Consider the following 20,153-nt stretch of genomic DNA (forward strand, 5'->3'; position numbering starts at 1 on the left):
AAAAAACCCCTCAGCCTTGCGGCTTTTCGAGGGGTTGCGCGTGACAGTTCGTTACCAGTCGGGCTAAGCCACGCGCTTGGTAAGTACGACGACGCCGACGGTAACGAATGAGATCATGCGTTCAGTGTTCCCTCTAAGTGAGATACGTGTCAATTGACCACCATCGTATCTCACCATATGGACAGGGCTGTCCGCCTGCCGGACTCCCCTGCCAAGGCCGGGGAGTCCGGGGTCCGGCATCAGCCGCAGTAAGCGCCGGTCGAGGCGCTGTGGACCAGCTTTGCGTACTTGGCCAAAACACCCTTGGTGAACTTCGCTGGAAGGGGCTCCCAGCCAACCTTGCGGGCTTCAAGCTCAGCTTCGTCCACCAGGAGGTCGAATGAACGTGCCCCGATGTCCACACGGATGCGGTCACCGTCCTGGACGAAGGCGATGGGACCGCCGTCGACCGCTTCAGGCGCAACGTGGCCGATGCACAAACCGGTGGTCCCGCCGGAGAAGCGGCCATCGGTCAGCAGCAGCACATCCTTGCCCAGTCCAGCGCCCTTGATGGCACCGGTGATCGCAAGCATTTCGCGCATGCCCGGACCACCCTTGGGTCCTTCATAGCGGATGACGACGACGTCGCCCTTGTGGATCTCACCATTGTCCAGTGCGTTAAGGGCCCCTTGCTCGCGCTCGAAGACGCGGGCTGTGCCCTCAAAGACGTCGGCGTCGAAGCCGGCGCTCTTCACCACGGCCCCTTCCGGAGCCATGGTGCCGTGGAGGATGGTGATGCCACCGGTCTTGTGGATGGGGTTGTCCAGTGCCCGAAGGATCTTTCCGTCAAGGTCCGGCGGGTTGATCGAGGCGAGGTTCTCGGCGAGCGTCTTGCCTGTGACAGTAAGGCAGTCGCCGTGCAGCAGCCCGGCGTCGAGAAGCGCTTTCATGATGACCGGCACGCCGCCGATCTTGTCCACATCAGTCATGACGTAGCGACCGAAGGGCTTGAGGTCACCGAGGTGCGGGATTTTGTCGCCAATGCGGTTGAAGTCATCCAGGGTCAGTTCAACTTCGGCTTCGCGGGCAATGGCTAGCAAGTGCAGGACTGCGTTGGTGGATCCGCCGAACGCCATGGTGACGGCGATGGCATTTTCGAACGCCTTCTTGGTCATGATGTCGCGGGCGGTGATTCCGAGGCGAAGCAGGTTCACCACGGCTTCGCCGGACTTGCGTGCAAAGTCATCACGACGGCGGTCTGCCGAGGGCGGAGCCGCCGAACCCGGGAGGGACATTCCCAGCGCCTCACCGATGCATGCCATGGTGTTGGCCGTGTACATACCGCCACAGGCACCTTCGCCCGGGCAAATTGCCTTTTCGATACGGGTGAGGTCCTCCATGCTCATCTTGCCGGCGGCACAGGCGCCGACGGCCTCGAAGGCGTCAATCAGAGTGACTTCCTTCTCGGAGCCATCCTCGAGCTTGACCCAACCGGGCATGATGGAGCCCGCATAGAGGAATACGCTGGCCAGGTCCAGGCGGGCAGCAGCCATGAGCATGCCTGGAAGGGATTTGTCGCAGCCAGCCAGGAGAACCGAGCCGTCGATGCGCTCGGCCTGCATCACGGTTTCGACAGAGTCGGCGATGACTTCGCGGGAAACGAGCGAGAAGTGCATGCCCTCGTGGCCCATGGAAATACCATCCGAGACGGAGATGGTGCCGAACTGCATAGGGAATCCGCCACCGGCGTGGACGCCTTCCTTAGCGCCTTGCGCAAGTCGGTTGAGGGAAAGGTTGCAGGGCGTAATTTCATTCCACGAACTGGCGACGCCAATTTGCGGTTTGGCGAAGTCGTCATCCCCCATCCCCACCGCACGGAACATGCCACGCGCGGGCGCGGCGTGAATTCCGTCGGTTACGACCCTGCTGCGGGGCTTGATGTCCGGTTTGGTATCTGTCGCAATTTGGGTGGCGTCGCTCATGGTCCAAAGTCTATGTGTCCACGGCAGCGGCCCACGACGTAATCCTCCCGGGTTAAGCACGAAGGTAAGAATATTTCCTCGTCAGCGCGGAAAACTTGAGCCCCTTTTCTTGGGATCACCAACTCCATCACAACCCAGGTTGGACGGCCCCTAAACGCTGGACACCCCATTAGCAGCCACGTAACGTCGGAAATACCACTAACTGCACCCTGTGAGCAGAAGGGCCACACCATGGACTGGTTGATTTGGGTCATTGTTATTGTGCTGATCGTCGCGATTGTTTGGTGGCTCCTGAGCCGCAACAACGCCAGGAATTCGTCAACTGGACCATTGGGCACTGCCCCTGGCACCGGGACTCCCGGACGGACAGGCACTGCCGCACCAGCTGCCATGGAACCCAGCGACACGATGTCGATGCCCGATACAGCCGCGGCGGTGGCTGGCGTAGCGGGCCTGGCTGGGGTTACGAATATGGGGAAGGCAGCGGCTGAGGGCAGCGGGCCCGTCGAATCCAGCATGGAATCACGCGTCGAAACCGAAGCTCAGGCTGGACCGCCGGTGGACGAACCTGTGATTGAAACGCCGGAGGTCGACGAGCCAGTGGTCGATGAGCCAGTGGTGGACACGGATGCACAGGTCACTGCCGGTGATGTCGATGACTGGGAGGCTGCCGGAACGCCGGCATCTGAACCCCTGGCGGCCGAGCCTGCGATTTCTGAGCCAGCGGCTTCCGGATCCGGGGACGGAGTGACAGCGGATGACGTGACGCGCGCAGATGACACGCCAAAGGTGGAGGAGTCAGCGGACACCAACGCAGCAGACAAAGCTGAGTGGGAATCCTCGTGGACGGACGCAGGCGGCACTGCGATCCACCATCACGAATACACGGATGCACACTCAGCCACCCTCGCCGGCGCCGAGACCGCGGCTGCTGAAATGGACGACGAAGATTCAATGACACCAACGGGCCATCTCGCCGCTGAACATCCATATGGGGTTGGCTCAGCCAGCGCCGCAGCAGACGGCAGCGGCCCCGAGGGCTACCCGGTGAAGGCCGACGCTTCAACCATGACCTATCACGATGAAGATACCGCCGGCTATGACGAAGCCACCGCGGATGTGTGGTTTGAATCGGCCGCGCATGCGGAAGCGGCCGGGTTCCGCCCTCCCCCGAGGAACAGGCACTAAACGGAACACGCGATATGGGCAGATGTGCAGTAAGAGCTGACGGCCGACCCGCCACCGGTTCCTGCTGGTTGATGCCCGCCCGAACTGCGGCCAGGCTTCTGGCCGCTCTTTTACTGGCGGCCCTGTCAGCGGCTTGCACGGGGAGTCCGTCGTCGCCAGGTTCGGCCGCCACGCCTGAGGGCCCCATCAGTTCCAGTGTCCCCGTATCGCCAGGGTCGGGCACTGCATCCGAGTCAGCGCCGCCTGCTGTCCCACGAAAACTGGAGGTACAGCAAAAGCTCGACGCCGGCCTGCAGCTGCCTTGGTCCATCGTCTTCCTACCGGACGGCACAGCCATCGTGTCGGAACGCGATTCGGCCCAGGTCAAGAGCATCCGCGATGGCCGGACAACAACCATCGGCGAGGTTGCCGGCGTCGAACCTGGTGGTGAAGGTGGGCTTCTGGGCCTTGCCCTGTCTCCTGCCTTCGCCAGCAACCGCTGGCTTTACGCCTATTTCACGTCAGCCACCGACAACCGGATCGCCAGAATGCACTTGTCGGAAGAGCCGGGAGGCGCTTTGAGGCTTGGCGGCCCTGAGGTGGTCTTTTCCGGAATATCAAAGGCTTCTACCCATAACGGTGGCCGGATCCGTTTTGGCCCTGACGGATTCCTGTATGTGGGCACCGGCGATTCGCAGCGCCGGGAACAGCCACAGGATACACACGCCTTGGGTGGAAAGATCCTGCGGCTGACTCCCGAGGGACGCCCTGCTCCGGGCAACCCGTTCGGTGAAAACCCTGTCTATAGCTATGGACACCGGAATGTTCAGGGCTTGGCGTGGGACAACGAAGGAAGGTTGTGGGCCAGCGAGTTTGGTCCGGACGTGGACGACGAACTAAACCTCATTACCCCTGGCGGCAACTATGGTTGGCCCACAGTGACAGGAGCCCCCGGCCGCAGCGGGTTCATCGACGCCAAAGTTGTTTGGCCTTCAACCTCAGACGCATCGCCCAGCGGATTGGAAATTGCCGACGGCGTGGCTTACACCGGAGCCCTTCGCGGCCAACGGCTTTGGGCCATCCCGCTCAACGGCAACAAGGCGGGTTCACCTGTGGCTTACTTCACAGGCGAGTATGGTCGGCTGAGGGATGTTGCCAAGGCTCCCGACGGGACGTTGTGGGTCCTCAGCAACAACAGAAACCCTGATTTTGCGCTGATTTTGAGGCGCTCTTCGTGAACCCCGGACCCTTGGCGCCGCCGATTTCCCTCATCCGCCGAAGTCGTGTAGAGTTACATGTCGTTGCGGAGATCGCCGAGGGAACAAAAGCCCCCGGGTTTGGGTCGAAATCAACAGCTGCACCTCTAGCTCAACTGGCAGAGCAATTGACTCTTAATCAATGGGTTCCGGGTTCGAGTCCCGGGGGGTGCACCAACGAAAGGCCCTGGAGTGGTATTCACTCCAGGGCCTTTTTTCGTTGCCTTGTTCCGCTCGAACACTGGTCTTCGTGGAATGCATCACGCCGGGATAATTCTGGTTAGCCGCCGTCAAAAAGTGGTGTAGAGTTATCTGTCGTTGCGGACGTCAATGGAGAATATGACTCCTTCGTATTGACCGAAACAATAGCTGCACCTCTAGCTCAACTGGCAGAGCAATTGACTCTTAATCAATGGGTTCCGGGTTCGAGTCCCGGGGGGTGCACAGAATAGGAAAGGCTCCGGATCGTTGCTACGATCCGGAGCCTTTTCTTATTCAAGCCTGAGGGTTGGCGTCCCCCGCTGGGCGGTCGAGCGCAGGCATTCCGGCAAGTCCCCGGACCACGATCTTAAGTTCGTCGCGCAGCCGGGCGGTGTCGACCTGAACCAGGGCGAGCACGTCCTGCTCAAGCCGCACTGCCTCGGCCAAAGCTGCGGAGCCGGCGTCTGTGAGCGTCACAACGTGACTGCGACGATCCGAGTCGCTGCGCTGACGACTTACGTGCCCGTGCAGCTCAAGCCTTGCAAGAGTAGTGCCCATGGTCTGCGCCTTGACCCTGGCAACTTCAGCCAAAGCAGCCTGTGTAATGGGCCCTTTTGCAGCAAGGACTTCCATGGCGATCACGCCGGCATGCGTCAGTCCGATGTTCTTCAATTTTTCATTCCACGAGATTTCCACGAGTCGCGCAGCCGTTGAAAGCAATCGCGTCGTGGGCCATCTCTCCATATCTGGCATGCCGACAGTATATGCGCGTGGAGGCTGTTGCCGTTGCTTCTGGCCACTAAACTGGGGAGTCGCGAACGTTAGCAAGGAGCAAATTATGGCGGAACGTCTTATTCCCGGTGGCGTAGCCCCGGACTTCACACTTCAAGACCAAGATGGCAACGACGTCAGTCTTTCGGACTTCCGTGGACGTAAGACGATTGTCTATTTTTATCCGGCAGCATCGACGCCTGGCTGCACCAAAGAGGCGTGTGATTTCCGGGACAACCTCGCGTCCCTCCAGACTTCGGGTTTTGAAGTAGTGGGAATCTCTCCAGATTCTGTGAAGGCGCTGGCCAAGTTCGCAGGGGAAGAACAATTGACGTTCCGCATACTCTCGGACGCAGACCACGCGGTGGCCGAGGCCTATGGTGCCTGGGGCGAGAAAAAGAACTATGGCCGCACCTACATGGGCCTGATCCGTTCCACGATCGTGGTGGACCCGGACGGAAAGGTCCACCTTGCCCAGTACAACGTCAGAGCCACAGGGCACGTCGCCAAGCTTCGCCGCGACCTCAAACTCGACAAGTAGCGGGTACACTGGAGGCCGGAAGAAGGCTCCGGTCAGCCCATAGGGCAGTCCAGTGGCCAGCCAGCGCGAGTGGTGAAATTGGCAGACACGCAGGATTTAGGTTCCTGTGCCTTCGGGCGTGGGGGTTCAAGTCCCCCCTTGCGCACAGCAGTTGGAGCAACACGGCATCAACACAGTGGTGAAGAACCACGGATTCTTCAAACACCCCCGGTTCACTGAGCATTTCATTCGGACCGGGGGTGTTCTTTCCTCAAGCAGACGGGGACTATGCCCCGCAACGCGCCCGAACCGGCACCGGGGGCGTTCAACTAGACTGGAATGCGGTCTGGCCGAAGCCGGCCACAGCACTTCCGACCGGCTTGAGGGGACAAGAGTGGCAAGCAGCAAGATACGGCGGCTGGGAATACCGTTCACGGCAGTCCTGCTGATTTTGGGACTGGCATCATGTACCGGAACGCCGGGGCCCGCAGCGTCATCATCGGCAAGCAGCACAGCAGCTGCGGAGCCGACGGCTACCTTCAATTTCGGTACAGCATCCATGCCGCTGGGGCTCGACCCTGCGATGACAGCGGATTCGGAGTCATACCGTGTGACCCGCCAGGTCCTTGAGGGACTTGTAGGCGTGGACGGCACCACCGGGCAGACTACCCCGCTGCTCGCCACGGAATGGAAAGACAGCAACAACGGGCTGAGCTACGACTTCAAGCTCCGTGAAAAAGTGACTTTCCATGATGGAACTCCGTTCGATGCCGCCGCCGTTTGCGCCAACTTCAACCGCTGGTTTACGTTTCCCGCCGACCTGAGGAAACAAGCGCCCGGGATCTCTTTCCAAAACGTCTTCAAGGCCTATTCTGACGAGCCAGTGTTTTCGATCTTCAAGGACTGCAAGGTTGTTTCCGCCAGCAACGTCCAGATCAACCTCACCCGACCCTTCACTGGTTTCCTGCAGGCCCTGACGCTGCCCGCCTTTGCCATCTCCTCGCCCACCGCCCTTGAAGGGCAGAAGGCCAACGTCCTGGACAAGGTGCAAAATGGCCAGGCGGTGTCCGCCTACGCCAGCCATCCGGTGGGGACAGGTCCTTACGCATTCACGGCCTGGGACGAACACAAGATCACGTTGGCCAGCTACAAGGGCTACTGGGGCAACAGGGGCCAAATCGGCGTTATCAACTTCATTCCTTATGACCACGCAGAAACGCGCCAGCAAGCGCTCCTTGACGGCAAGATCGACGCCTACGATCTCGTGACGTCGGGAACCTTTGATCAACTTGTCAAAAAGGGTGTCCAGATCATCCAGCGTGACCCGTTCTCGGTGATGTACCTCGGCATGAACCAAGCGGTTGCGCCGTTGGACAAGCTGGAGGTCCGCCAGGCCATCGAGATGGCTATTGATAAGGAATCACTGATCCGCAGGTTCTTCATCGACAACACGGCGCAAGCTTCACAATTTGTTCCCCCGAAGCTCAGTGGTTTCAACAACAACGCCCCTTCTTTGGGATACAACCCTGAGAAGGCCAAGGAGCTTCTGGAGAAGGCCGGCTACAAGGGCGAGGAACTCAAGTTCTACTATCCGCTGAACGCCACTCGGGCTTATATGCCCACACCAGAGAAGATCTACGCCGAGATCAGCCGCCAACTGGTTGCCGTAGGAATCAACATCAAGCCGGTTCCCGTGGACTGGGAGGATGGCTATCTTCAAAAGGTGCAGTCCCCTGGCGACCACGCCCTGCACCTCCTGGGCTGGAATGGCTCCTATGCCGATGCTGACAACTTCCTGGGCCCGCTTTTCGGAGAGCCCAGGGGCGAGTTCGGATACACGGATTCGGAAGTCTTCCACAAGATCGAGCGAGCCCGCGCCCTGCCCAACGGCGATGACCGCAACACCCAGTACCAGTCCATCAATGCCGAGATAGCGGCGTCGGTGCCGGCCGTGCCCATAGCCTTCCCTATCTCTGCGCTGGCCCTGTCCGACAAGGTGGAAAGCTACCCCGCTTCACCTGTCCTCAACGAAGTTTTCACAAACGTCCGCTTAAAGCCTTGACGATTCCCTGCAATTTCAGTATTGCGTCTGCGCGGGGATATTCTGTGACAGCCAGTGCCGCCGCTAACGGAGATTGATCGTGACCTTCATTTCCAAGACTCAACATGCCGACGTCGTCCTTATTGGCGGCGGAATCATGAGTGCCACCCTTGGTGCGTTCATCAAGCAACTCGAACCCACCTGGACCATCTCCCTCTTTGAACGACTCGACGAAGCGGGACTCGAAAGCTCCGGACCATGGAACAACGCCGGCACCGGACATGCTGCGCTGTGTGAGCTTAACTACTCCCCCGCGGCCAAGGACGGCTCCGTGGATCCTTCCAAGGCCATCCACATCAATGAGCAGTTTCAGCTTTCGCGCCAGTTCTGGTCCCATCTGGTGGACAGCAATGTCATTGGCTCCCCCAAGGGCTTCATCAACACTGTTCCGCACATGAGCTTCGTCATCGGCGATGATCACGCGAACTTCCTGAAGACCCGGTACGAGGCCCTCAAGCCCAACACGCTGTTCCGCAGCATGGAATACACCGAGGACCAGGACAAGATCGCCAAGTGGGCGCCCCTCATCGTCAAGGGCCGGGACCGCAAGCAGCGCGTTGCCGCCACCCGCGCGGCGGAAGGCACCGACGTCGATTTCGGCGCACTGACCCGCGAACTGACCGGCTATCTGCGGAACACTGGCGCCGAGGTCAACTTTGGTCACGACGTCACCAACATCCATCGTGCATCAGGCGGCGGTTGGGATCTTTCCCTCAAACACCCCAAGTCGGGTGAGCACGGCCGCATCCACGCCAAGTTCGTCTTCGTAGGAGCCGGCGGTGGAGCACTCCACCTGCTTCAGGCCTCGGGCATTCCGGAAAGCAAGGGCTACGGCGGATTCCCCGTATCCGGCCAGTTCTTCCGCTGCACCGACGACTCCATCACCTCGCAGCACAGCGCCAAGGTCTATGGCCAGGCTTCCGTTGGCGCCCCACCCATGTCCGTCCCCCACTTGGACACCCGGTTTGTTGAAGGCAAGCGTTCCCTCCTCTTTGGCCCGTACGCTGGTTTCTCCACGAACTTCCTGAAGACCTCCAGCTACCTTGACCTCCCGCTGTCCATCCGCCCGGGAAACATTATTCCGATGCTTGCGGTGGCCAAGGACAACATGGACCTCACGGCGTACCTCATCAAGGAGGTGGCCAAGCGCCACGAGGCGAAGGTGGAGTCCTTGCGTGAGTACTATCCCGAGGCCGTTGGCAATGATTGGGAGCTGATCACTGCAGGCCAGCGTGTCCAGATCATCAAGAAGCACCCGCAAAAGGGCGGCATCCTGCAGTTCGGTACTGAGGTCATCGCGTCCCGCGACGGTTCCATCGGCGCCCTTCTGGGTGCGTCTCCGGGAGCTTCCACTGCTGTCCCGATCATGATTGAACTGCTGCAGAAGACGTTCCCCAAGAACTTCAAGGGTTGGCAGTCCAAGCTCAAGGACATGATGCCGGGCTATGGCGTGAAGCTTAACGAGAACCCTGAGCTTGCCGCCGAGCTTGAGGCAAGCACTGCACGGTCATTGCAACTGGAAGTGGCCAACGCCCTCCAGGGCTAGGCCGGCCGGGGCTGCGGCCGGGTTCCCGTCAGTCGAATTGTTCCGTAGATCTCAGGAGACTATGCAATGTTCCGCCTGGCCACTTTGTCCCTGGGAAACCGTGCCCTGATCGCGCTGATCACCGTCTTTGCGGCGGTGTTCGGCGTGATCACCATGGGCTCGCTCAAGCAGGAACTTATTCCCTCGATCGAGTTCCCGCAGATCACAGTCATCACGTCCATGCCCGGCGCTTCTCCCGAAGTAGTGGACAAGCAGCTGAGCAGGCCCCTTGAGACGGCCCTGAACAGCGTCGAGGGACTTGAGTCCACCACCTCCACATCCCGCAACGGTGTTTCGCAGATCACCATGGTGTTCACGTACGGCTCCAACCTTGACCGTGCACGGAACCAGATCGACCGCGCGATTTCCAACGCCAAACGCGTGCTTCCGGCCGACGTCGAGCCGCAATCCATTGCCGGCAACATCAGCGACTTTCCCATCGTGTTCCTGGCTGTCTCCTCTGACAAACCGCTCAGCGAACTCAATGCCGACCTCCAGCGCTTGAGCGTTCCCCGACTGCAAAAGATCGACGGCGTCCGCGGCGCCGATCTGACTGGCGGCTCCAAGCAGCACATCCTGATCCAGCCCCGTCCTGCCGATCTCGCGGCGAAGGGTGCGTCCATCCAGTCGATCAGCAGCGCACTGAAGAACAACGGCACGCTGGTTCCTGTGGGCACCATAGAGGACCAGGGCAAAACCCTGTCCCTGCAACTGGGCAGCCCGGTTGATTCCCTTGAAGTCATCAAGGGCTTGCCGATATCGGGCGCAAAGGATTCCGCCACCATCGGAACTGTTGCCGATGTCAGCATCGAAGACGACCCCGCCACATCCATCACGCGCACAAATGGCAAGCCAACACTTGCGCTGTCAGTCACCAAGAAGCCCGAAGGCGACACTGTGGCGATTTCGCACGCGGTGCGGGATGCGCTTGCGCCGATGGAGGCAGAGCTGGGGAACAACGCTGCGTTCACGCCCGTCTTCGACCAGGCTCCTTTTATAGAGAAGTCCATCAAGGACCTCACTACTGAAGGGCTCCTGGGCCTGGGATTTGCCGTCGCTGTCATCCTGGTCTTCCTGATGTCCATACGGTCCACGCTGGTTACGGCCGTGTCCATCCCCCTTTCCCTCCTGATCACGTTCATTGGCATTTCCGCCACGGGCTACTCGTTGAACATCCTCACTCTTGGTGCGCTCACCATCGCCATTGGCCGGGTCGTAGATGATTCGATCGTGGTGATTGAGAACATCAAGCGCCATTTGAGTTATGGCGAGCACAAGCTGGCCGCCATCTTGACGTCCATCCGGGAAGTTGCCGGCGCCATCACTGCGTCCACGTTGACCACTGTGGCCGTTTTCCTGCCCATAGCGTTCGTGGGCGATCTGGCAGGCGAGTTGTTCCGGCCCTTTGCCCTGACGGTAACCATCGCCCTGTTGTCATCCTTGCTGGTTTCCCTCACGATCGTTCCCGTCCTGGCTTACTGGTTCCTTCCTTCGCCTCGGCCAGATACCGAATCAGCAATGACGCGCAGGGAGGCTGCAGCGAAGGCCCGGGAGGCCGAACAGCGGAGCCGGCTCCAGCGAGGTTACTTACCTATCCTCGCGAAGACGCAGAAGCACCCTGTCCTCACCTTGTCTGCGGCGGCCTTGGTGCTGGTGGCAACGCTCGCGGTGTCGCCACTGCTTGCCACAGACCTGCTGGGGAGATCCGGCGAGAACAGCATGACAGTGCGTCAGGTCCTTCCGGCAGGAACGAGCTTGGAGGCCACCAGCGCTGAAGCCACCAAGGTGGAGGACATGCTCCGGGGCATGGAGGGCATCAAAGACGTCCAGGTGACCTCTGGTAACGCCCAGTCTGGCTTCGCCGCGCTAACGTCAACTGGCTCCTCCAACTCGACCTTCACGATCGTTACGGACGAGAAAGCGAACCAGAAGAAGCTTCAGGATGATGTCCGCTCCAAGCTCCAGGGTGCCGCAGGCAAGATCAGCGTGGGTTCGCAGCAGGGTGGATTTGGCACATCATCCACGGTGGACATCACCATCAAGGCCGCAAACTCGGCTGATCTTCAGTCTGCAAGTGACGCCATGGTAAAGGCGATGCAGGACGTTCCCGGAAGCACCGAGGTGTCCACCAACCTCGCCGCGAACCAGTCCGTAGTCCAGGTGCGCGTGGATCGGGCGAAGGCAGTGGCAGCCGGACTGACGGAGGAACAAGTGGGTGCCTTCCTGGCATCGACCGTCAGCCCGGTCCCCGCAGGGACAGTACGCATCGAGACCAACGACTACCCCGTCCAAATTGGAAAAGGGACACGCTTCACCAGCATCACCTCAGTCCGTGCACTGCCACTCCCGACGGCGCGTGGTCCCGTGACGCTGGAGAGTATCGCCACCGTCGAACAAGTCGATGCGCCTGTGTCCATCACGAGCAGCAACGGCCAGCGGACCGCGAAGGTAACCGTGACGCCGTCGGGTTCCAACCTGGGCAGCGTCAGCACCGAAGTGCAGAAGCGGTTGGCGTCCGTTGAGCTGCCTGCCGGCGTAACGGCCGCCATTGGTGGTGCTACGACGCAGCAAGCGGAGTCCTTCCGTCAGCTTGGCTTGGCTCTCCTGGCTGCGATCGCGATCGTCTACGTGATTATGGTGGCTGCCTTCAAATCGTTGGTGCAGCCGTTGATCCTCCTGGTTTCTGTTCCCTTCGCCGCGACAGGCGCTGTGGGCTTGCTATTGGCGACGGGCGTTCCCCTGGGGTTGCCATCGCTGATTGGCATGCTGATGCTGGTTGGCATCGTGGTCACCAACGCAATCGTGCTGATCGACCTCATCAACCAGTACCGCAAACCCCACAACGGCACACCGGGCATGAGCGTGGCCGATGCCATCACCCACGGCGCCCGCCAACGCCTGCGACCCATCCTGATGACGGCATTGGCCACAGTGTTCGCGCTGACCCCTATGGCCCTGGGCCTCACCGGTGGCGGAGGGTTCATTTCGCAGCCGCTGGCAATCGTCGTGATCGGTGGCCTGGTGTCTTCAACGGCGCTGACACTCATCCTGGTCCCCGTCCTTTACAAACTGGTGGAAGGACGCCGGGAGAAAAAACAACTCCTGAAGCAGCTGCAGCACCGCCCCGAAGTCATGCCGGATAAGGGAAATGGCGGGAACGGCCACGACGACTTCGTCGACTGGACCACCGGCATGGTGCCCCGGATTACGGGACGCCGGGCGGCGAACAACCCCGCGGAGTAGAGCCGCATCAGCAGCCAACAGGGCCGGGAACAATTCCCGGCCCTGCCCTGTTACAGGAACTGATACATGCAAATGCATCTAGTTTGAGATACACTGTTTACAGAGCCCGGGACCACGGGCAGGGAGAAAGGCACATCATGCAGATCGGCGTATTCAGCGTCAGTGACATCACCACTGACCCCACCACGGGCCGCACGCCCACGGAGAACGAACGCATCAAGGCCTCCGTTGCCATTGCCAAAAAGGTCGAAGAAATCGGCATGGATGTCTACGCCATTGGCGAGCACCACAACCGTCCCTTCTTCTCCTCCTCCCCAACGACCACCCTGGCTTACATCGCGGCCCAGACCGAGCGCATCACGTTGTCCACGGCCACAACCCTGATCACCACCAATGACCCGGTCAAGATCGCCGAGGACTTTGCGATGCTGCAGCATCTCTCCGATGGCAGGGTTGACTTGGTGCTTGGGCGCGGCAACACAGCACCTGTATACCCTTGGTTCGGAAAGAACATCCAGGACGGGATCGAGCTCGCGATCGAAAACTACAGCCTGCTCCGCAAGCTGTGGGATGAGGATACGGTCAATTGGTCGGGCAAGTTCCGCACCCCCCTGCAGAACTTCACCTCTACACCGCGCCCGCTCGATGGCGTTGCCCCCTTCGTCTGGCACGGCTCCATCCGCACGCCGCAGATCGCTGAAGTGGCTGCCTACTATGGCGACGGCTTCTTCGCGAACAACATCTTCTGGCCCAAGGAGCATTACCAGCAGTTGATCGGCCTTTACCGCGAGCGCTACGAGCACTATGGGCACGGCACGGCCGATCAGGCAATCGTGGGCTTGGGTGGTCAGTTCTTCATGAGGAAGAACTCCCAGGACGCGGTCAAGGAGTTCCGCCCATACTTCGACAACGCACCCGTGTACGGTCATGGTCCTTCCTTGGAGGACTTCACGTCACAGACACCCTTGACCGTGGGCAGTCCGCAGGAAGTCATCGAGAAGACGCTCACCTTCCGTGAATTCTTTGGCGACTACCAGCGGCAGTTGTTCCTGATCGATCACGCGGGTCTGCCCCTGAAGACCGTCCTGGAGCAGCTTGACCTCTTCGGCGAAGAAGTCCTTCCCGTGCTCCGCAAGGAATATGCTGCCCTGAAGCCGGCCAACGTGCCGGACGCGCCGACGCACGCTTCCCGCGTTGCTGCGGCCATGGAGGCCAGCGTCAACGAGTCCGCTCCAGCTGGAGCCCCGGGTCAGGAGGCCTGATGTCCAACCCTTCGGCGTCCTCCGCCGTTCGCCTCGCCGCCGAGACCTGGGAGTCGCTGTTCCGCTCCCAGGTGGCGGTGATGCGGAAACTTCAATCAGGTCCGGCGTTCAAGTCCCTGCCGGTCAAGGAGTATGACGTCCTGTTTACACTCTCGCGATGCCCTTCCGGTCAGCTGCGGTTGAACGAGATCAATGACAAAGTGCTGCTGAGCCAGTCCAGCCTGAGCCGTTTGGTGGACCGGCTGGAGAAGCGGGGTTTGGTGGAGCGGACAACAGCGCCCGACGACGGCCGTGGAGTGCTGCTGTCCCTGACAGAATCAGGCAGCGAGTTGCAGAAAACGATTGGTCGGGAACACGTGCGCGATATTGCCCAACTCGTTGGGCCGGCGCTTACAGTCGAGGAGCAGCGGGAACTGTTGCGGCTGACGGAGAAGCTACGGGCCTCAGTGGCAGGACACCAGGCAACGCACAGGTAGGGGTGCCGCTCCCCGTCGTCTCAGGGGCGGTCATCTCAGGGCAGGTCGTCTCAGTGCAGGCGGACGAGCTGCCGTGGATCCTCCACAGGGAGCTCGCCGTTGACTGATGCGCTGACCTTGAGGGTCTTCAGCGACAGGCTCCCACCCACCGTGGAAAGGAAGGCTGTATCTGAAGAATCCCGTCCTGCCGTGATGCGAAGCATGGACTCGCGCGGCGCCAGCCCAGTCGGATCAATGATGTGCCATCCATCATCTATGTAGGCCTCTGCCACAGCGTGGAAGTCCATGGGACTCAACCCGGGTGCGTACACAGCTGCGAGGCGGGCCGGCACATCCTTGGACCTCAACAGGGCAATGGCCAAGTGTGCGAAGTCACGGCAAACACCGCGCCGGTGGAGGAGCGTCTCCACCGCACCGTCGGTTCCTCGCGAGGATCCACTGACGTAGCGCAGCTCTCCATTGACCCAATCACGGACAGCGTGGAGCAGTTCGGCCCCGCTAAGGCTGCCGAACTCGGCATAAGAGGTGGGCAGCAACCGATCAGATTCGGCGTAGCGGCTCGGCCGGACGTACCGGATGAGTTCCATGGGAGAGGGTGTGTCGCGGTCTGCGAAGCCATGGACCGTGGCTTGGTAGTCAACCGTCACTTCGCTGGGCTCCGTGAATTCCATGTATTGGAAGCGGCCCCCGTGATGGTCGCTGAGTTCAGCAAAGGGAATCTCGTTCCCATCAAGAGTGATGGAGAGTGTTTCCGTTACTGACTCGTACCCCGGATTGTTGGCCACGGCGATGGCCATGGCCACTTTCGTGTTGGCTACAGTCTTGAAAACGAGCTTGGCAGCAACGTTGCGTTCCATTAATCTCCGGGGTGGGTTGCGGCGGGACAGCCCCCGATGCCGCCGTTATATGGATCAGCCAACCGCAGGACTACAGATTGACCTTCAGAGACAGTAGCATCCGTTGGACGTTGGCGAATTCAGAATCATGGGCGACGTACTTCGCGGCCAGGTCCAAGGTGTCAAAAGTCTTTGCCGGGGCTACTTTTTCATCGGCGGCGAAGGCATGGACCGCTGTAACATCCCCGAAAGAGTAGTCGCCCTTGCCGGAAGGTCCCTGAACGCGGTTCCTTAGTTCGCAAGCCTGGCCGTCGGCGCCAGCCACCATGTTGGTGATGCCGAAGGAACCGAAGAATTTGTAGCCTTGGATCACGCGGAAAACGACTCGGGGATCGATGGTGTCCGGACCATCGGAGTGCGGAACATCCAATGGCGCACTGCTGATAACTATGTACGGATGGCTTTGGCCAGCGGGGCAAGCGATGGGCCCTGCAGGAGGCAGTCCTGTCTGCAGGGTCGCGATGTATCGGCCCCCGCCATCTTTGACTTCGACCTTCAGGGCACCTGGCAGTGAACCAGCTTCAGCAGTGACAGACTGGGCAATCCAATTCTCCGGGAGTTCGAAGCTGACCTTTTTGGCGGGATCCGTGTAGGTCTTCCAGGTCAATGCCGTGGCTGCCGGGCTGGGGTCAGAGGTGGATGCAGCAGTTGAACCGGGTGTCGCGGACGGCGTGCTGGAGACGGCGCCTCCTGACGGCGTCGTACGTTCTGATCCGGAGCCCTGGGACGGGAGGCCTGATTCGGAACTGTTGGAATGGGAACCGGAGGTCTGGGAAACCTGTGGCCCCTTGTTTTCAGTGGAACAGGCCGCGGTGGCGGTGAGCAGGATGACACTCAGTGCCACTGTGCTGAGCCGAAGCGTCGTCGTACGGTTCGGATGGGTGGTGCCGTTCATGCGCACAGCTTATCGGCGGGTAAGGCCCGACACGGGATTTGACGTCGTACTAGGCTGAAGACATGGCTCCCGATCAGCACGACGCATTCGAGGACAACATGCCCAACATGTCCGCTGTTGATATTGCGGATTGGCGGTTGCGGACCTTCGCCCTATATGACCAAGTGCGGCAGCTCGCGGCTACAGATCCGTTCGATGCACACAACTATTGGCGCCAGGAGCGGGACCGGATGTTTGCCACCCATCCCGCGTCGGCGCTGACAGCAGAGATGAAAGCATCCTTCGCCGGGTTGCGCACGGCCGACTATGACCCCGCCTTCCGGATGTACGTTCCGCTGTCACCGGAGGGGACGGGACAGGAAATGAATGTTGAAACAGGGACCGACGGCGTAGTTCCGTTTGTGAGGATTGGAACCTTTGAGTTGCCTGGACTCGGATCCTTGGCCGTTTGGCGGCTGCGAAGCTACGGCGGCGGCATCTTCGTGCCTTTGCGCGACGCTACCGCCGGCAAAGCCGGTGGAAGCTACGGCGCCGGAAGATACCTTTTGGACACAGTGAAGGGCGCTTACCACGGTGTTCGGCGCATCGATGAACGGCAGGAGTTCATCGTGGACCTAAATTTCGCGTACAACCCGTCCTGCGCCTACAACGAAGCCTGGGCGTGCCCCTTAGCCGGACCGGCCAACCGTCTCGCAGCCGAGGTACCAGTGGGTGAGCTGTATTTAGGAGACGGCTAACGCCAATTGGGCGAGGGGCCCGGCGCAGCGTCACGGAACCGTAAGTTCTGGAGCGCCCTCGGACAGACCGTAAAAGCCTAGATGATTAAGTCCTATTGGATTTAGTGGTCGTAGGCGATGAGTGAGCGTTTGCGGGGCGCGTTGATGCGCCAGTTGTGCCAGATGCCTGCGGCAAGGGCGAGGAGTCTGGCAGCTACCCGGGCGTAGACGCCGGCCATGGTCCGTCCGCCGTGTTCTTCGAGGCCGAGTTGGCCCTTGAGGGTGTCGAAGACGGATTCAATCCATTGTCGGATGCCGCCGAGTTTGCCGAAGCGGGGTTTCTCGTCCTTGCGGTCCGGGCGGATCAGGTGCGCGCCGAGGTCCTCGGTGATGAACCGTTCGAAGTCGCGGCCGGCGAAGCCTTTGTCCCCGAGGATGACCTGCCCGGCCCGGATGAGGTGGTGGTCGTGTTCGAGTAGGGCCTGGGTGACCTCGCGTTCACCGATCTTCGGGTTCGCCAGGCCCCAGATCACGGGCATGCCTTCAGGGGTGCTGATCAGGTAGAGACGCAGGCCCCAGAAGAACCGGGAGTGGGAGGCACAGTAGCCGTAGCCGGCGTGCCCGGACAGGTCGGAGCGTTTGACGGTTTCCCGGGACATGCCGCACGGCACGGGGGTGGAATCGACCAGGCGCAGGACCTCGTGCCAGGACGGGGTGTCCCGTGCCAGCGCGGTGATGGCGGCCGCGATCACAGGGCCCGCGGCCCGGAGACGCTTGTTATAGCCGGATTGGTGCGGAATGCCCGGGAACATGCCGGACAGGTGGATCCGTGAATAACGGATCCACCTGGTCTCCGAGGAGAAGCCGAGCAGGTGCTGTGCCACGGCCAGGCAGAGCAGCTCAGCGTCGCTCAGCACCGGTTTCCGGCCCGGCCGGCGAGCCCTGGACACACCCAGGTCCGGCAGCACATGGTCATCCAAATAGACGTAAAGTGTGGTCAGGAGAGTGTTTAGTTGCGTGTTCACAAACTCGGCTTAACACTCTCCGCCTTACTTTAAAAGCTCCCGCGCCCGCCACGGCAATAGGACTTAGTCATCTAGCCTTGGAGCATGAACAGAATCGGGCGGATGATCCGTGCCCACAGGATCCTGGCCACCACCGCGGGCGTGTCGGTCTTGTTCCTGGTCATCGTTGCCGCCGCCCTGTTCCAGCCTTGGCGGCTGTTTACGAGCAGCAGCGTGAACGAGGCCCTGCCGCTGGCTCCTCCCGCATCAACGTCGGCGTCCCCTTCGACTGCACCGACTACCACCGATTCACGGGGCAACGGCTCGCCTTCCCCCAACACGTCAGCCTCAACGCCAACAGGCAACACCGATCCTGTGGTGCTGGGCCTCGGCAATTTCCAATCCCAGGAGCATCAGACTTCTGGTACTGCACAGCTCCTGGAACTGCCCGATGGCTCCCGTGTGCTGAGGTTGGAAAACCTGGCCAGCAGCGATGGTCCGGACGTCAAGGTCTGGCTCAGCAGCCTTGAGGCAGGAGGCGATTGGTACAAGTATCGCTCGGATCGGTATGTGGACCTCGGCCCCGTCAAAGCCACGCACGGCAACCAGAACTATGTCATCCCCGCCGCCGTGGACCTCTCCGGCCTGCAATCGGTAGTGCTCTGGTGTGACCGTTTCAGCGTAGCTTTTGGATCGGCGCAGCTTGCCTGACGGCAGGAGGACGTAGGATGTCATAATGACTTCCCGCCTCCCCCGTCGCATCGCCCGCGTCCGCCCCCTGGATTCACAGGACCTGAACGAACAATTCTTCGTTTCCAACGACGCCCGGGACTTCGAATCGGAGGCGGGGAAGCGCTGGATTGTCATCGATTCGCCCTTCGGGGCATCAAGGGCAAACGCGAGTAGCCCGTCGCGCCATGGTTGGGAATCAGGGATTGGAGTGACTGAGGATGCTTTCACTTTCCTCGCGCCTTCAGTGCCTGCCAACGTCTTTGGTATGGCCCACAACACAGGGCAAGCCGGCAGGGACCTTCAACCACAGGCATTTCACAAGGCCGCGTCCAGCGTGATTGGTCCGGGGGAGGCGATCGAGCTGAGTTCGAACGTCGGTCATGTGGACCCGGAAGCGGAACTGACGGTCGTCGTCGGACGTACAGCGCGAGGCCTGACGCTGGAAACGGCGGGGTCGGCAATCCTCGGCTACACCATCGGGAACGATGTCTCTGCACGCGACCTCCAAAAGACCGACGAACTCTGGATCAGCGCCAAGAGCCAAGACACCTTTACGCCTGCGGGTCCCTGGATCGTCACCGAACTGGACGCCACAGATCTTTCCATCGGGATCGTCCACAACGGCACCGCGCTCAAAACCGCCAGCTCCGCGGACCTCGGCTGGAAAGTGGACGAGATCTTGGTCTACCTGTCCTCGTTCATGACCCTGCACCCCGGCGACCTGATCCTGACTGGCTTCCCCGCCGAGTGCGCTCGCATTCAGCCAGGTGACATTGTGGTGTGCCGGGTGGAAGGAATTGGGGAGCTCTCCAACCCCGTCACGAAGGCTTCCTGGGAGGTCTTGCCCGCATAGTGTGTCAGGCTTAACCACATGGAGACAGCCGCAGACGCCGCCGAACTGCGGCCGCCTCCCTTACAAAAGCCTCCCAGGAAGAGGCATCGCGGCCTCCTCAAGTACCCCGTGGTCCGGCAACTGCTTCGCTTCACCGGCGTCGGAATTCTCTGCACGGCGAGTTCGCTTGCCCTCTACGCGCTGCTGCGTCCCTGGATCGACCCGCAGCTTGCCAACGCCGTGGCGTTGATCGTCACGTCGCTTATGAATACAGCACTGAACCGCAGGCTGACGTTCAAGATCAGCGGGAGCAGGAAACGCGGCCAGGACCACATGCATGGGTTGATTGTGATTGGCATTGCGCTGGTCATCACTGGTGGGAGTCTGGGCATCCTGCATCTCATCCACCCCGACGCTACGGTGAGTGAAGAACTCTGGGCCACGACGCTCTCGGGCTTCGTCGCCACAGGCGTCCGGTTCACCCTGTTGAGGCACTGGATTTTCCGCCGCGCCCGCCACGTCTGACTACGCGGCA

Annotated in this window: 17 protein-coding genes and 3 tRNA genes; 15 read left to right on the forward strand and 5 right to left on the reverse strand. The window is 60.7% G+C overall.

Annotated features, from left to right (window positions below):
• Positions 1-239: 239 nt before the first annotated feature.
• Positions 240-1,961, reverse strand: a complete 1,722-nt coding sequence (gene ilvD, locus VUN82_16370; protein ID XAS70665.1) for a dihydroxy-acid dehydratase — start codon at positions 1,959-1,961, stop codon at positions 240-242.
• A gap of 231 nt (positions 1,962-2,192) precedes the next feature.
• Between ilvD and VUN82_16375 the strand changes: the two genes are divergently transcribed.
• The 4 genes from VUN82_16375 (at position 2,193) to VUN82_16390 (ending at position 4,828) form a co-directional block, all read left to right on the forward strand.
• On the forward strand, positions 2,193-3,149 hold the full coding sequence (locus tag VUN82_16375) for a hypothetical protein (GenBank protein XAS70666.1): 957 nt from the start codon (positions 2,193-2,195) through the stop codon (positions 3,147-3,149).
• 71 nt (positions 3,150-3,220) lie between these two features.
• Complete coding sequence (locus tag VUN82_16380) at positions 3,221-4,366, forward strand: PQQ-dependent sugar dehydrogenase (protein XAS70667.1); 1,146 nt, start codon at positions 3,221-3,223, stop codon at positions 4,364-4,366.
• 119 nt (positions 4,367-4,485) lie between these two features.
• A tRNA-Lys gene (locus VUN82_16385) sits at positions 4,486-4,561 on the forward strand.
• Positions 4,562-4,755: 194 nt separating this feature from the next.
• Positions 4,756-4,828, forward strand: a tRNA-Lys gene (locus VUN82_16390).
• Between the two features lie 51 nt (positions 4,829-4,879).
• Here VUN82_16390 and VUN82_16395 read toward each other — a convergent pair.
• Positions 4,880-5,338, reverse strand: coding sequence for a MarR family transcriptional regulator (locus VUN82_16395; protein XAS70668.1), 459 nt, complete (start codon positions 5,336-5,338; stop codon positions 4,880-4,882).
• An 85-nt stretch (positions 5,339-5,423) separates the two neighbouring features.
• Here VUN82_16395 and bcp point away from each other — a divergent pair, with 85 nt between their 5' ends.
• The 7 genes from bcp to VUN82_16430 all read left to right on the forward strand — a co-directional run bounded on the left by bcp (position 5,424) and on the right by VUN82_16430 (position 14,543).
• Positions 5,424-5,897, forward strand: coding sequence for a thioredoxin-dependent thiol peroxidase (bcp, locus tag VUN82_16400; GenBank protein ID XAS70669.1), 474 nt, complete (start codon positions 5,424-5,426; stop codon positions 5,895-5,897).
• 63 nt (positions 5,898-5,960) lie between these two features.
• A tRNA-Leu gene (locus VUN82_16405) sits at positions 5,961-6,042 on the forward strand.
• A 228-nt stretch (positions 6,043-6,270) separates the two neighbouring features.
• Complete coding sequence (locus VUN82_16410; protein ID XAS70670.1) at positions 6,271-7,938, forward strand: ABC transporter substrate-binding protein; 1,668 nt, start codon at positions 6,271-6,273, stop codon at positions 7,936-7,938.
• Positions 7,939-8,017: 79 nt separating this feature from the next.
• Positions 8,018-9,523 carry a malate:quinone oxidoreductase gene (locus VUN82_16415; protein ID XAS70671.1) on the forward strand — a complete coding sequence of 502 codons (1,506 nt, stop codon included), beginning with the start codon at positions 8,018-8,020 and terminating at the stop codon, positions 9,521-9,523.
• 66 nt (positions 9,524-9,589) lie between these two features.
• Positions 9,590-12,805: an efflux RND transporter permease subunit gene (locus VUN82_16420; GenBank protein XAS70672.1), complete on the forward strand. Its 3,216-nt coding sequence runs from the start codon at positions 9,590-9,592 to the stop codon at positions 12,803-12,805.
• Between the two features lie 137 nt (positions 12,806-12,942).
• Positions 12,943-14,067 (forward strand): LLM class flavin-dependent oxidoreductase, encoded by a 1,125-nt coding sequence (locus VUN82_16425; GenBank protein ID XAS70673.1) that lies wholly within the window; start codon positions 12,943-12,945, stop codon positions 14,065-14,067.
• Entirely contained in the window at positions 14,067-14,543 is a 477-nt protein-coding gene (locus VUN82_16430; GenBank protein ID XAS70674.1) for a MarR family winged helix-turn-helix transcriptional regulator, read from the forward strand. The genes VUN82_16425 and VUN82_16430 overlap by 1 nt, the downstream gene beginning before the upstream one ends.
• Before the next feature lie 50 nt (positions 14,544-14,593).
• On the opposite strand, the gene VUN82_16435 is transcribed toward VUN82_16430, so the two are convergent.
• Together VUN82_16435 and VUN82_16440 are read right to left on the reverse strand one after the other, a co-directional pair.
• A complete protein-coding gene (locus tag VUN82_16435) occupies positions 14,594-15,400 on the reverse strand; it encodes a transglutaminase family protein (protein XAS70675.1) in 807 nt (268 codons plus the stop codon).
• 70 nt (positions 15,401-15,470) lie between these two features.
• Positions 15,471-16,334 (reverse strand): hypothetical protein, encoded by an 864-nt coding sequence (locus tag VUN82_16440; protein XAS70676.1) that lies wholly within the window; start codon positions 16,332-16,334, stop codon positions 15,471-15,473.
• 62 nt (positions 16,335-16,396) lie between these two features.
• On the opposite strand from VUN82_16440, the gene VUN82_16445 reads away from it, so the two are divergent.
• Positions 16,397-17,071 carry a DUF1684 domain-containing protein gene (locus VUN82_16445; protein ID XAS70677.1) on the forward strand — a complete coding sequence of 225 codons (675 nt, stop codon included), beginning with the start codon at positions 16,397-16,399 and terminating at the stop codon, positions 17,069-17,071.
• Between the two features lie 101 nt (positions 17,072-17,172).
• Here the strand turns inward: VUN82_16445 and VUN82_16450 are convergent, their stop codons facing one another.
• Positions 17,173-18,075 (reverse strand): IS982 family transposase, encoded by a 903-nt coding sequence (locus VUN82_16450; GenBank protein XAS70678.1) that lies wholly within the window; start codon positions 18,073-18,075, stop codon positions 17,173-17,175.
• A gap of 84 nt (positions 18,076-18,159) precedes the next feature.
• Here VUN82_16450 and VUN82_16455 point away from each other — a divergent pair, with 84 nt between their 5' ends.
• From VUN82_16455 to VUN82_16465, 3 genes are read left to right on the forward strand one after another with little or no spacing between them, the layout of a single operon-like run.
• Complete coding sequence (locus tag VUN82_16455; protein ID XAS70679.1) at positions 18,160-18,765, forward strand: DM13 domain-containing protein; 606 nt, start codon at positions 18,160-18,162, stop codon at positions 18,763-18,765.
• A gap of 25 nt (positions 18,766-18,790) precedes the next feature.
• Entirely contained in the window at positions 18,791-19,639 is an 849-nt protein-coding gene (locus VUN82_16460; protein ID XAS70680.1) for a fumarylacetoacetate hydrolase family protein, read from the forward strand.
• 18 nt (positions 19,640-19,657) lie between these two features.
• Entirely contained in the window at positions 19,658-20,143 is a 486-nt protein-coding gene (locus VUN82_16465) for a GtrA family protein (protein ID XAS70681.1), read from the forward strand.
• Positions 20,144-20,153: the final 10 nt, after the last annotated feature.

The organism is Micrococcaceae bacterium Sec5.1 (assembly GCA_039636795.1).
In the GTDB taxonomy this organism is placed as follows: Bacteria; Actinomycetota; Actinomycetes; order Actinomycetales; family Micrococcaceae; genus Arthrobacter.

Bases quoted from the DNA above. Each gene is read 5' to 3' on its own strand.
- ilvD (XAS70665.1), bottom strand. From the start codon at position 1,961: ATGAGCGACGCCACCCAAATTGCGACAGATACCAAACCGGACATCAAG.
- VUN82_16375 (XAS70666.1), top strand. From the start codon at position 2,193: ATGGACTGGTTGATTTGGGTCATTGTTATTGTGCTGATCGTCGCGATT.
- VUN82_16380 (XAS70667.1), top strand. From the start codon at position 3,221: ATGCCCGCCCGAACTGCGGCCAGGCTTCTGGCCGCTCTTTTACTGGCG.
- VUN82_16395 (XAS70668.1), bottom strand. From the start codon at position 5,338: ATGCCAGATATGGAGAGATGGCCCACGACGCGATTGCTTTCAACGGCT.
- bcp (XAS70669.1), top strand. From the start codon at position 5,424: ATGGCGGAACGTCTTATTCCCGGTGGCGTAGCCCCGGACTTCACACTT.
- VUN82_16420 (XAS70672.1), top strand. From the start codon at position 9,590: ATGTTCCGCCTGGCCACTTTGTCCCTGGGAAACCGTGCCCTGATCGCG.
- VUN82_16425 (XAS70673.1), top strand. From the start codon at position 12,943: ATGCAGATCGGCGTATTCAGCGTCAGTGACATCACCACTGACCCCACC.
- VUN82_16430 (XAS70674.1), top strand. From the start codon at position 14,067: ATGTCCAACCCTTCGGCGTCCTCCGCCGTTCGCCTCGCCGCCGAGACC.
- VUN82_16435 (XAS70675.1), bottom strand. From the start codon at position 15,400: ATGGAACGCAACGTTGCTGCCAAGCTCGTTTTCAAGACTGTAGCCAAC.
- VUN82_16440 (XAS70676.1), bottom strand. From the start codon at position 16,334: ATGAACGGCACCACCCATCCGAACCGTACGACGACGCTTCGGCTCAGC.
- VUN82_16445 (XAS70677.1), top strand. From the start codon at position 16,397: ATGGCTCCCGATCAGCACGACGCATTCGAGGACAACATGCCCAACATG.
- VUN82_16455 (XAS70679.1), top strand. From the start codon at position 18,160: ATGAACAGAATCGGGCGGATGATCCGTGCCCACAGGATCCTGGCCACC.
- VUN82_16460 (XAS70680.1), top strand. From the start codon at position 18,791: ATGACTTCCCGCCTCCCCCGTCGCATCGCCCGCGTCCGCCCCCTGGAT.
- VUN82_16465 (XAS70681.1), top strand. From the start codon at position 19,658: ATGGAGACAGCCGCAGACGCCGCCGAACTGCGGCCGCCTCCCTTACAA.